This window comes from Propioniciclava sinopodophylli (assembly GCF_004324755.1).
GTDB lineage: Bacteria > Actinomycetota > Actinomycetes > Propionibacteriales > Propionibacteriaceae > Propioniciclava > Propioniciclava sinopodophylli.
Genome location: NZ_SDMQ01000018.1, coordinates 39042 through 50345, shown reverse-complemented (window position 1 = coordinate 50345; position 11304 = coordinate 39042). Strand labels below are relative to the sequence as shown.

Genomic DNA, 11304 nt, shown 5'->3' with positions numbered 1-11304 from the left:
GCAGCGCACCGCCGACGGCCTCATCGCCCTCGTTGCTGGTCGCGCTCCCAGGCCCGCCCGGTCCCCTGAGCCGGCCCGGTTCGGTGAACCCGCCGAAGGGCACCGGGCCCCTGAGCGTGTCGAAGGGGCCAGCGCGCACTCGATGAGCTCAGCTACCCGACCTGGGTTCCCTGAGTCTGCGGAAGTGTCCTCGTCCCAGGCCGGGGCTTCGGCAAGATTCGCCACACGGACCGGCCCGCCTGTGAAGCCGACCGTGGTGGTCACCCTGTCCTACGACGACGTCCTGAACCGGGTCGAGCAGGCCGGGGTGCTGGCCAGCGGCGAGAAGGTCACCGCCGGCGAACTGCGCCGGCTGGCGTGCGACGCCACCATCGTGCCAATCGTGCTGGGCTCGGCCAGCCAGCCCCTCGACGTGGGCCGCGACCAACGCCTGGTCACCCCCGCCATCCGCAAAGCCCTCGAACAGCGCGACAAGCGGTGTGCGTTCCCGGGCTGCCGGGTCCCAGCTTCGGGGTGTGAAGCACACCACATCATCCCCTGGTGGCTGGGCGGCGACACCGCCTTGGGCAACATGGTGCTCCTGTGCCCCCACCACCACGGCACCGTCGAACCCCACCGGTTCTTCGACCACAGCTCCCCACCCACGAGATGGACCGTCCACATCGCCCACGACGGACACCCCGTCTTCACCCCACCCACCCGCGTAGGCCAAGCCCCGGGCAAGGCACCCCTGCGCTCGAACCAACGCCAGGCCGAAGAGCGAGCCTTGCCCGCAGCCACACTCACACCAGCCCCTGCGCTCGCGGCGCCTCAAAGCGTCTTGATCGAATAGAGGCCGAACTGGGTGGGGAGCGGCGGTCGAACCCGCGGAGAGAATCCCGCTCATGCCCGCTCCGGCCCTCATGCCCCCTCAGGCCCTCATGCCCGCTTGGGCGCCGCCCGGCGCAGGAGGCGTCCGACCGCGGTGGCGGGCACGAACTCGCCGGTGGCGAGGTACTCCAGCACGTGGTCGTAGTGCTGGGCGTCCGCCATGATCGCGAACGCCTGGCCGCTGCCGACGCTCAGGACGACGTCGCCGAGCTGCACCGGGGTGTCGTCGCCGGGCAGGTAGAACGTCTCCGATCCCCGGATCAGCAGCACGGGCACCGCGGCCACTTGGCGGTCGCGGTCGTCGGGGTCGCGGAAGAGGTCGCCGAGCAACACCCGTCCGCCGTGCAACCGTCGCTGGAGGGCCGGCGTCTCGCGCTCCCCCACCACGACGCGGTGGCTGTCTGGCGAGTGGCGTCCCACAGTCGCGATCAGGCGGTCCAGCAGGGCCTCGGCCTCGGCGTCCGGCATGCCCCAGACGTGCACGACGAACCGCCAGAAGTCGGGGGTCACCACCCGGGCGAGGGCCTCCTGGACGGTGAGCTGGGCCGGCACGAACACCGAGTCGGGGGCGAACGCCCGCAGCAGCGGCTCGTTGCGGCGCGACCGCTGCCGCACCGAGAGGAACACCTCGGGGTCGACGAGGCGGGCGTGCCCGGCCATGGCGAGGTTGGTCGCGTCATCCGCCCCACCGGCGATGAGGCCGACCGCACCCGAGACGTCGGGGGCGCCGTCAGCCGGCCAGACGACAGTGGTCGACAGGCCGGCGTCCTCGAGGTCCTGGGCGATCTCGGGCCCGAAGTGGTCGTCGGCCGCGATGACCCACAGGCCGTCCTCGTGCTCCTCGGTGTCGGGGGCCACCGCAGTGCCCGGCGCGGAGATGAGCCATGTCAGCAGGCGGTAGGTCGATGGGCGCCGCAGCCGCATGACGAGGTAGTTGCCATACCGCTCGAAGGGGTTCACGACCGCTTGGGCGCCGAACTCGCGCATTGCCTTGGCCGTGTCGCGCTGGTTCGCTCGCGAGATCACCGGGATGTCGTGCCGCAGCAGCGTCACCGCCATCACGATCGAGAGGTTGACCGCGTCGTCGTCGGTCAGCGCGAGGACCCCGATGCAGTGCTTGCTGCCCAGGCCAGCGAGGCCGAGCACCGCGGGGTCTCGGGCGTCCCCCACCAGGCCGGGGATGTCGCTGGCCAGCTGCGCCCCGGCGAGCGCGTCGATCGACTCCTGGTCGGCCGCCACCACGACACAGCTGCGGCCGAGCGCGTCCAGCGTCTCGGCGGCCGCGCGCCCCATCTGGCCGTAGCCCACCAGGATCAGGAAGGGCCGGTGCAGCCGCTTGACCCGGCGCACGAACGCCTGCCGGTCGAGCGCCTCACGGAACGACGGCTCGCGCAGCAGCGCCAGCAGGGCACCGAGCGCGTACGCCCAGGCGACCACCGACGCGAAGATGCACACGGTCACCCACAGCCGTTGGGGGCGGGTGAGTTCGTACGGCGTCTCGCCGAAGCCGATGGTGGTCGCTGTGTAGGACATGAAGTAGATCGCGTCGAACACGGTCATCCGGTACGGATTGCCGTCTGAGTCCAGCCCCGGGATCGCGGTCAGCCCCGCCACCGACACCGTGAAGACGGCCACCACCACGATGAGCGGGGCGCGCATGCGGCGCAGGGCCAGGAACACCGCATCCGTGGACGGTTCCGGCGCGGGCACCCGCACGAAGCGGCGGCGCAGCGTCCGGTACGGTCCGTCGGGGTGGGTCGGCTCGGGTGCCGAGGCTGGCAGCGTCATCGGCGCGGCTCAGTGGCGACGGAAGTTCGCCGTCTCGATGATCATGAGCACCACCGACACGACGTTGGCGAGCAGCGCGCCCAGCGCGAGCGAGACCACGCTGGCCATCGAGTGTGTTGAGATCTCCCCGACCTGGATCTGCGTGTACCAGATCCACGCGACGGCGGCGGCGATCAGCTGGATCGTCGCCACGAGGCTGGTGGCCAGGTGGATGGCACCGATCTGCGTGCGGTCACCGAACTTGAGGATCGTCGCGATGACGTTGACCACGACGGCCGCGTACAGCTCGAGCACGTTGTGGTGCTGGGGGTTGCCGAGGTCTCCGGTGACGTAGCCGAAGTTCAACGTCGCTGCGAGCAGGACGAAGAAGCCGAAGACGACCTTCTCCAGGTTCATGGGGCCACCCTAGACCCCGACCCGGCCTCAGCCGACGGTGGCGAACAGGATGTCGACCACGTAGACCACCGTGTCGCCCGCCTCGATCGGCTGGTTCTGGCTGGCCTTCTCGTAGCCCACCGACGGAGGCGCCACGAGCACGACGCGCGAACCGATCGGCTGCCCGACGATGCCCTGCTTCCAGGCCTCGATGGTCTCGTCGATGTTCCCCGACACGGGCTGGTCGAACTTGTCCTCGACGATCTCGCCGGTCTTCCACGACCAGGCGCGGTAGCGAACGACCACCGTGTCGCCGGCCTCGACGGCGGGTTGGACGCCGCGGATCACGGGCGCAGCCACCAACGCGGTCGGCGGCGCCGAGCCGGTCGGGATGGTCACGGTCGGCTTGCCGTCCGCCTCACCGAGGGTCACGGGCAGCTCGGGCGTCTCGGTCGCGCCGACGGGCTCCTGGGTGGAGACGGCGATGACGTCCGCGACGAAGATCAGGGTGTCACCGACCTCGATGGCCGGCGGGTTGCCGCCCTGGGCGTCGTAGCCGTCGGTGCCCGGCATGACGATCAGGATGCGCTGGCCGGCCTTGGCGCCGGTCAGGCCCTTGGTGAAACCCGCCACGACCTGGTCGAGGCCGAAGGGGCTGGGGGCCCCGCGGTCCCACGAGGAGTCGAACTTCTCGCCCGTGCGGCCGTTGATGCCCACGTAGTGCACCTCGACGGTGCTGTCGGCCGCGGCGGCCGGGGCGTCCGCGTTGCCCTCGATGAGGGTGCGCGTGCGCGTCTCATCGATCGCGAACGGGGCCGGCACGGTCACCTCGGGCGCGCTGCCCCACTCACCCGCCGCGGTGATCGTGTCGATGCTGTTCGAGACCGGCACCGGATCGCGCGTGGGCGTCGGGGTCGGCGTCGCCTCCGCCGGGGTCGCCGTCGCGGCGGGCGTGGTGTCCGGGCTCGACGCCGGGGCTGCGGGACCACCGCAGGCGGCCAGCGTCGCGGACAGCAGGAAAGCCGTAGCTGCGAGGGCCAGGCGGGAGGGGCGTCGGGTCACGTGCACCGTGCCATGTTAGCCGGGCGGCGGGACGAACCCGCCCAGCGCCCGCAGGCGCGGTTCTGCGCCCATCCGTGACACCAGGTCAGACGCCTCGGGCACGGCCGGGTCGAAGGGGTCGGGCAGCTCCAGCCGGACGGTGGCGGGCCCCCGTCCGTCGGGGCCGGGCAGGTCGCGCACCTCGAACGACGACCAGTCCGCGGCGTGGTCGCGGCGGGCGTCCTGGGCGGCGGCCAGCAGGGCGCCGCGCACCCGGGCGCGGGTCTCCCCCGGCGCAGTCCTCGTTGCGGCCACCACGGCGGCGTCCGTGGTGTGGCGGACGCCGTGGCGCGCCTGGAAGCGCGCCGCCAGCCCGCGGGGCTGCCCGTCCGCGCCGAGGCCGAGCTCGTGCCAGCGCAGGTCGAGGGCGTCCAGCCGCGGGTCGGCATCGGCCAGCCCGTGCCGGTCGCGCCAGGCCTCGATGGTGCGCCGCTTGGCATCCCACTCCGCGCCGCTGGGGCGGCCGGCGTCGAGAGCGTCCAGCAGGTCGCGCCAGGCGCGCCAGCCGGGGCCGGTCTCGTCAGCGTCGTCGGCTTGGTCCTGCGTCGCGGCCAGGTAGGCGCGCTGCAGCCCCCGCGCGGTCACCACGCCACCCGACGACGAAGCGACACCGGCGTCCGGGTCGCGGTTCCACGTCCGCAGCGCCCCCAGCGGGTCGACCGGGCCGACCGGCGGCGTCCCTCCCGACTCGGCGCGGCGCAGGACCAGCTCGGTCGCCACCACCACGAGCCACATGGGGTGCTCCAGGCAGTTGGTGTCGCCCGAGATGACGTGCAACCGGCGGTGCCGCTCGGGGTCGGCGTGCGGCTCGTCGCGGGTGTTGATCAGCGGTCGCGAGCGGGTTGTCTGGTTGGAGACCACGTCGGCGAGCACGTCCCCCCGCTGCGAGAGCGCGAACCGGCCGCGCCGCCAGTGTCCCGCGCCGCCGACCAGCAGCCGCGAGACGAGGAACGGCACCAGCCAGTCACTGAGCACCCGCGGGTCGGTGGACCGGCCGACGAGGTAGTTCTCGTGGCTGCCCCACGTGTTGCCGTACGGGTCCACGTTGTTGCGGACCAGCCGGAACGTCGTCGCGCGCCCTTCCTCGGCCTCCAGCGCCTCGGCGTCCGCGGCGAGTGCCAGCAGCAGCGCGTCACCGGCCCGCTGGGCCGTGACCAGGTCGGACGCCGACGCGCACTCCGGCGTCGCGTACTCGGGGTGGGCACCGATGTCGAGGTAGAGGCGCCCGCCCGCGCGGTGGAACAGGTTCGTGGTCGCGTGCCGGTGCGCGACCGGTGCGAACAGCCGGGTGCCGGCCTCGTCGGCCGGGAGCCGGCGACCGTCGACGGTCGCGACGAGCCCGTACTCGGTCTCGACGCCGTAGATGCGCCGCCGGGCCATCGCCTACAGCTTGACGGCGTCCAGCAGGGCGCCCAGCTCGTCGCGGGTCAGGTCGCGCAGCTGGCCCGAGGGCAGCTGGCCCATCTTGACCGGCCCGATCTGGGTGCGCGCGAGCGTCCGGACGGGGTGGCCGACCGCGTCGAACAGGCGGCGGACGATCCGGTTGCGGCCCTCGTGGATCGCGAGCGTGATCATCGTGCGCTGCTCGGTGCGGATGCCCAGCTTGACGTGGTCGGGGTTCACCCAGCCGTCCTCCAGCCGGATGCCCTTGCCGATGCGCTTCAGGGTGGCGTTGTCGACGAACCCCTCCACCTCGGCCACATAGGTCTTGGTGAGCTCGTAGCTGGGGTGCATCATCCGCTGGGCGAAGTCGCCGTCGTTGGTCAGCAGCAGCATGCCCTCGGTGTCGGTGTCGAGGCGCCCGACGTGGAACAGCCGCTCCCGGGAGTACTTGCCGAGGTGGTCGGCGACGGTCGGACGCCCCTCGGGGTCGTCCATCGTCGACACAACGCCGCGCGGCTTGTTCAGCACGGCGTACACGTGGCGCCGCGGCGGCGGGATGCGGCTGCCGTCGACCCGGATGACGTCGCGCTCGGGGTCGACGCGGCGGCCCTGCTCAGTGACGAGCTTCCCGTTCACCTCGATGCGGCCCTCGGCGATCATGTTCTCGGCGGCGCGCCGCGACGCGATACCGGCTTGGGCCAAGACCTTCTGCAGCCGGACGCCCTCGTCGTCAGCCGCCATCAGGAGGGCTCGGAGAGGCGGTCGAGGTCCTCCTCGGCGGGCACCTCGTCGGCCGTGATGGCGGGCTCGTTGCGGCGGGCGCTCTCGGCGGCCTCGGCGTCGGCCCACTCGGCGGCCTGCTGGGCGCTGGGGATCTCGGTGTTCTCGCTCATGGCTCCATCTTCCCGTGCAACCGGCGTCTCGGCCAGTCCGGCCAGTTCGGCCTCCAGCAGGGACGCCTCGGGCAGGTGGGGCGCGATCGGCGGGAGGGCGTCCAACGTGGTGAGCCCCATCTTCTCCAGGAACAACGGGCTGGTGCGCCACAGCATGGCACCGGTCTCCTCGGAGTGCCCGGCCTCCTCGATGAGCCCGCGGGTGGCGAGCGTCCGCATGACGCCGTCGACGTTCACGCCGCGGATGGACCCGACCCGGCTGCGCGAGATTGGCTGCAGGTAGGCCACGACGGCCAGTGTCTCCAGTGCCGCCTGCGACAGCTTGGCCTGCTGCCCCTCCAGCACCCACGCCGCGATGAGGTCGTGGTGCTCGGGGCGGGTGTAGAACCGCCATCCTCCACCGACCTGGCGCAGCTCGAAGCCGCGGCCGGTCTCGTCGTAGAACAGCGCGAGCTCCTCCAGCGCCTCCCACACCACCGGCGTCGGCACGTCGAGCGCCTGGGCCAGCTCGGCGGCCCCCATCGGCTCGGTCGCCATCAGCAGCAGCGCCTCCAGCGGCGCGGTCACGCTCGTGTCACCCATCGCTCTCCTGTCCTTCCTCGGCCGGGACGTCCGCCTCGTCGAACTCGTCCGAGATCCTCAGCTCGCCCTCGGCGGTGCCCGTCCACCGGATCGTCAGCTCGCCCAGTGGTGTCAACTGCTCGAACGTCACCGCCCGCTCGCGCGCTAGCTCCAGCAGCGCGAGGAAGCGCGCCACGACCACCAGCCGCTCACCGGCGTCCGCCACGAGCGACCGAAACGTCACGGTGCCGGCCCCACGCAGGCGTCCGACGATGATGTCGGCCTGCTCCCGCACGCTCACGGCGGGTGCGTGCAGGTGCGCCAGAGAGACGGTCGGCTCGTCCTTGGGCTGGAGGGCGCGGGCGGCCAGCCAGGCCAGTTGGTCCGGCTCGACGGGGATCTCCACCTCGGGCAGCAGCCGGGCGAAGGCGTCCTCGAGGCCCCCGGGCCGGGCATGCCGCAGCGCCTGGGCCTCCAGCCGCTCGCCCATGAGCCCCGAGACGACCTTGAACGCGCGGTACTGCAGCAGGCGGGCGAAGAGCAGGTCGCGGGCCTCCAACAGGGCCAGGTCCTCGGCGTCCTCGACCTCGCCCTGCGGCAGGAGGCGGGCGGCCTTGAGGTCGAGCAGCGTGGCGGCGACGACGACGAACGAGCTGGTCTGGTCGAGGTCCCACGCGTCGCCCATGGCGCGGATGTGGGCGATGAACTCGTCGGTGACCCGGCTGAGGGCAACCTCGGTGACGTCGAGCTTGTGCCGGCTGATCAGCTGCAGCAGCAGGTCGAAGGGGCCCTCGAAGTTGTCCAGGCGGAGCGTGAAAGCCGCCGACGCGGTCACTGCGACAGCCGCCGGACGACGTCGGCGTCCGCCCCCATTTCGGCCACGGACGCCAGCGCCGAGGCGATCGCCGCGCGCACGATGCGGCCACGGTCGACGGCCAGGCCGTGTTCGGCGCGCAGGTCGAGGCGCAGGTGCTCGAGCGCGAGCAGTTCCTCGCCGCTCACGTAGACCGTGATCTTCTCGTCGTGGCGGACCCGTCCGGTGTGCTCCACTTCGCCGGCGGTCGTCCGGGTCGGACGCCGGCGCGGCGGCTTGGCGTCCGGCCGCGGCTCGGGCTGGGCCTCGGGCACGCGGGCGGCGTCCGCCTCGCGCGCGAGTTCGTCCGAGGTCGAGCGGAACAGCTCGGACGCCCCGGGCAGGCCTACGCGTCGGGGCATCGGGCGAGCACCTCCCGGGCGAGGCTGCGGTAGGCGGCTGCTCCGGGACTCGCGGTGGCGTAGCTGGTGATGGGCTCGCCCGCGACCGTGGTCTCGGGGAACTTGACGGTGCGCTTGATGACCGTGTGGAAGACCGTGTCGCCGAACGCCTCCACGACGCGCTCGAGCACCTCGCGGCTGTGGAGCGTGCGGCCGTCGTACATGGTGCCGACGATGCCGAGGATCTCCAGGTCGGGGTTCAGCCGCTCCGTGACCTTCGCGATGGTGTCGGTGAGCAGCGCCACGCCGCGCAGCGCGAAGAACTCGCACTCGAGCGGGATCAGCGCGTAGTCGGAAGCCGTCAGCGCGTTCACCGTGAGCAGGCCGAGGCTCGGCGCGCAGTCGATGATGATGATGTCGTAGGAGCCCTTGACCGGCCTGAGCACCCGGCGCAGCGTCTGCTCGCGGGCGACCTCGGAGACGAGCTGCACCTCGGCGGCGGACAGGTCGATGTTGGCCGGCAGCAGGTCGAGCCCCTCCACGCTGGTCTCGAGGATCACGTCCTCGATGTCGACGTCGCGCGAGAGCAGCAGGTTGTAGATGCTGGTGTCGAGGGTGTGCGGGTTCACACCCAGGCCCACCGACGCCGAGCCCTGGGGGTCGAAGTCGACCAGCAGCACCTTGCGGCCGGTCTCGGCCAGCGCGGCGCCCAGGTTGATCGTGGTCGTGGTCTTGCCGACGCCGCCCTTCTGGTTGGTCATCGCGATCACCGTGGCATTCTTGGGGCCAGGACGCGGCGCGGACGGCTCGGGCAGGTCGGGCCACGGGCGGCCCGTCGGTCCCAGTGCGTCGCTCGCGGTGTCCGTTTCGTCCTCGAAGAGCGCCGGGTTCTGGCTCACGGTGGTCCTTCCTGATGGTGTCACCGCGACCCTATGCCCAAAAGGCGACAAAGTGACTTCGGCGCGCGGCACGCACACGTGTCCGGCAACAACATTGGTTGAACTGTCAACTGTTTGGTATCGTGGAGGCCATGACGAGCGTGCGGTGGCTGAACGAGGACGAGATCGAGACCTGGCTGAAGTTCCGGGCCGTGGTCGAGCTCTACCCCGGCCTGCTCGACGCCCAGCTGCGTCGCGACTCCCAGCTCACGCACATGGAGTACCAGGTGCTCGCCATGCTGTCCGAGCAGCCCGACCGGACGCTGCGCATGACCGGGCTCGCCACGCGCTCGAACTCATCGCTGACCCGGATGTCCCACGTGGTCACCCGGCTGGAGGCCCGCGGCATCGTCGCCCGCAGCGCCTGTGCCGCCGACGGGCGCGCCACCAACGTCACCCTGACCCCCGCCGGGCACGACCTCCTCGCCGCCGCCGCCCCGGGCCACGTCACCCAGGTACGCGAGTCGTTCCTGGACGCCCTCAACCCCGAGCAGCTCGAGCAGCTGGACGCCATCGCGGATGCCATCCTCGACCGCATCGACCCCGACGGCCGGATGACGGCCCGCTGATTCAGCCCCGCGCCCGCGGGTGTGAGCTGAGGAACACCTCGCGCAGGTGCTCGGCCGTCACCAGCGTGTAGATCTGCGTCGTCGTCACCGACGCGTGCCCCAGCAACTCCTGGACGACCCGCACGTCGGCTCCCCCGTCCAGCAGGTGCGTCGCGAACGAGTGCCGCAGCGTGTGCGGGCTCACCGGCACGCCGATCCGGGCCCGCTCCGCGCACTCGGCGAGCACGTTGAACGCCGACTGCCGCGACAGGCGTCCGCCCCTGGCGTTCAGCAGCAGCGCCGGCCCCGGCCGGGCCGCCCTCGCGATGAACGTCGGACGCCCGCGCACGAGCCAGTCGCCGATCGCCGTCCGCGCGTAGGAGCCCAGCGGCACGATGCGCTCCTTGCGCCCCTTGCCGAACAGCCGCAGCCCCAGGTCGGGGTCGTCCAGCTGGGAGGACACGTCGTCGACGTCGAGGTCGCACACCTCCGAGACCCGCGCCCCGGTGCCGTAGAGCAGCTCGAGGAGGACGGCGTCCCGCAGGCCGGTCGGCGTCGTGCGGTCCGGCACGTCCAACAGCGCCTGCACCTGGTCGACCGACAGCGCCTTCGGCAGCCGCTTGCCCTGCTTGGGCGGCGACACCTGCACCGCCGGGTTCTGTTCCGCGTCGCCGTCGCGCACCGCGAAGGCGTGGAACGACCGCACCGCCGCCACCGCCCGGGCGACGCTGGACGCCGCGAGGGCCGGTCCGGTCCCGGCCCGCAGACACTGCGCGAACGCGGCGACGTGGTCGGCGTGGACGTCCGCGACCTGCTGGATGCCCTCACCGGCCAGGAAGTCCCGGTAGCGGGCGAGGTCGCGGCGGTAGCCGGCCACCGTGTGCACTGACGCCCCCACCTCGGCCTCGAGGTGGTCGAGGTAGTCGCCGATGGTCCGATCGAGCGAGCTCAACGCGGTCGGGTCTCCCCGCCGAGCGCGTGGATCCGGGCGTCCCGGGCCTGCTTGGCGTCGCGAGCCGGCCACGGGGCATCCGCCGCACGCAGCGCGTCCACACGCCCCGTGCGCAGGGCCGCGTAGGCGGCCAGCGCGCCGACCACCATCGTGGGGTTCTGGACGCGGCCGGCGTAGATCGCGTCGACGAGGTCATCCAGCGGCACGAGGCAGACCTCCATGTCGGCCTCCTCGTGCTCGACGATGAAGCCGTCCGGACGCCCCACGCGCGACAGCCCGCGCGCGAGGAACACCCGCAGCGCCTCCTGCAGGCAGCCGGGCGAGGTCATGTAGTCAACCAGGATGCGCCAGTCGGACGCCGCGAGCTCGACCTCCTCGGCCAGCTCGCGCCGGGCGACCGCCAGCCACGACGTCTCCCCTGCGTCGATCAGGCCCGCCGGCGGCTCGATGAGCCGGAACCCCACCGGGTGCCGCAACTGGCGCACGACCACGACCCGCTCGGCGTCGTCGAGCGCGATGATCCCCACGGCGCCGGGGTGCAGCAGGTAATCGCGCTTCATCACCTCGCCGGCGGGCGTCTCGACCTCGTCCCGGACGAAGTCGGACACCAGCCCCCCGCCGAGCAGCGTGTGCGAGCGGACGGGCCAGGCCAGGGGCTCGTCGCGCACCTCGTCGCCGGACAGGACACGCAGGGAAGTCAC

13 protein-coding genes are annotated in these 11304 nt (G+C 72.3%); 2 read left to right on the top strand and 11 right to left on the bottom strand.

The window, feature by feature from the left end:
* Positions 1-142 precede the first annotated feature (142 nt).
* Entirely contained in the window at positions 143-832 is a 690-nt protein-coding gene (locus tag ET989_RS13770; protein WP_277751376.1) for an HNH endonuclease signature motif containing protein, read from the top strand.
* Positions 833-918: 86 nt separating this feature from the next.
* Here ET989_RS13770 and ET989_RS13765 read toward each other — a convergent pair whose 3' ends face one another.
* Genes ET989_RS13765 through ET989_RS13720 form a run of 9 tightly spaced genes read right to left on the bottom strand, consistent with a single transcriptional unit; the run spans position 919 to position 9064 of the window.
* Positions 919-2658: a potassium channel family protein gene (locus tag ET989_RS13765; protein WP_131169951.1), complete on the bottom strand. Its 1740-nt coding sequence runs from the start codon at positions 2656-2658 to the stop codon at positions 919-921.
* A gap of 9 nt (positions 2659-2667) precedes the next feature.
* Positions 2668-3054 carry a DUF6394 family protein gene (locus ET989_RS13760; protein WP_131169949.1) on the bottom strand — a complete coding sequence of 129 codons (387 nt, stop codon included), beginning with the start codon at positions 3052-3054 and terminating at the stop codon, positions 2668-2670.
* Between the two features lie 27 nt (positions 3055-3081).
* Entirely contained in the window at positions 3082-4095 is a 1014-nt protein-coding gene (locus ET989_RS13755) for an FKBP-type peptidyl-prolyl cis-trans isomerase (RefSeq protein WP_131169946.1), read from the bottom strand.
* Between the two features lie 15 nt (positions 4096-4110).
* Positions 4111-5514: a proteasome accessory factor PafA2 family protein gene (locus ET989_RS13750; RefSeq protein ID WP_131169944.1), complete on the bottom strand. Its 1404-nt coding sequence runs from the start codon at positions 5512-5514 to the stop codon at positions 4111-4113.
* A gap of 3 nt (positions 5515-5517) precedes the next feature.
* Positions 5518-6258, bottom strand: coding sequence for a pseudouridine synthase (locus tag ET989_RS13745; RefSeq protein ID WP_131169941.1), 741 nt, complete (start codon positions 6256-6258; stop codon positions 5518-5520).
* On the bottom strand, positions 6258-6992 hold the full coding sequence (gene scpB, locus ET989_RS13735; protein WP_206662375.1) for an SMC-Scp complex subunit ScpB: 735 nt from the start codon (positions 6990-6992) through the stop codon (positions 6258-6260). Before scpB ends, ET989_RS13745 begins: the two co-directional genes overlap by 1 nt.
* Positions 6985-7806 carry a segregation and condensation protein A gene (locus tag ET989_RS13730; RefSeq protein WP_131169939.1) on the bottom strand — a complete coding sequence of 274 codons (822 nt, stop codon included), beginning with the start codon at positions 7804-7806 and terminating at the stop codon, positions 6985-6987. The genes scpB and ET989_RS13730 overlap by 8 nt, the downstream gene beginning before the upstream one ends.
* Positions 7803-8186: a hypothetical protein gene (locus tag ET989_RS13725; protein ID WP_131169937.1), complete on the bottom strand. Its 384-nt coding sequence runs from the start codon at positions 8184-8186 to the stop codon at positions 7803-7805. Before ET989_RS13725 ends, ET989_RS13730 begins: the two co-directional genes overlap by 4 nt.
* On the bottom strand, positions 8171-9064 hold the full coding sequence (locus tag ET989_RS13720) for a ParA family protein (protein WP_241656364.1): 894 nt from the start codon (positions 9062-9064) through the stop codon (positions 8171-8173). The genes ET989_RS13725 and ET989_RS13720 overlap by 16 nt, the downstream gene beginning before the upstream one ends.
* 131 nt (positions 9065-9195) lie before the next feature.
* Between ET989_RS13720 and ET989_RS13715 the strand changes: the two genes are divergently transcribed.
* Complete coding sequence (locus tag ET989_RS13715; protein WP_131169933.1) at positions 9196-9672, top strand: MarR family winged helix-turn-helix transcriptional regulator; 477 nt, start codon at positions 9196-9198, stop codon at positions 9670-9672.
* A gap of 1 nt (position 9673) precedes the next feature.
* Here the strand turns inward: ET989_RS13715 and ET989_RS13710 are convergent, their stop codons facing one another.
* Entirely contained in the window at positions 9674-10603 is a 930-nt protein-coding gene (locus tag ET989_RS13710; RefSeq protein ID WP_131169931.1) for a site-specific tyrosine recombinase XerD, read from the bottom strand.
* Positions 10600-11295 (bottom strand): NUDIX domain-containing protein, encoded by a 696-nt coding sequence (locus tag ET989_RS13705; protein ID WP_421958229.1) that lies wholly within the window; start codon positions 11293-11295, stop codon positions 10600-10602. Before ET989_RS13705 ends, ET989_RS13710 begins: the two co-directional genes overlap by 4 nt.
* Positions 11296-11304 lie beyond the last annotated feature (9 nt).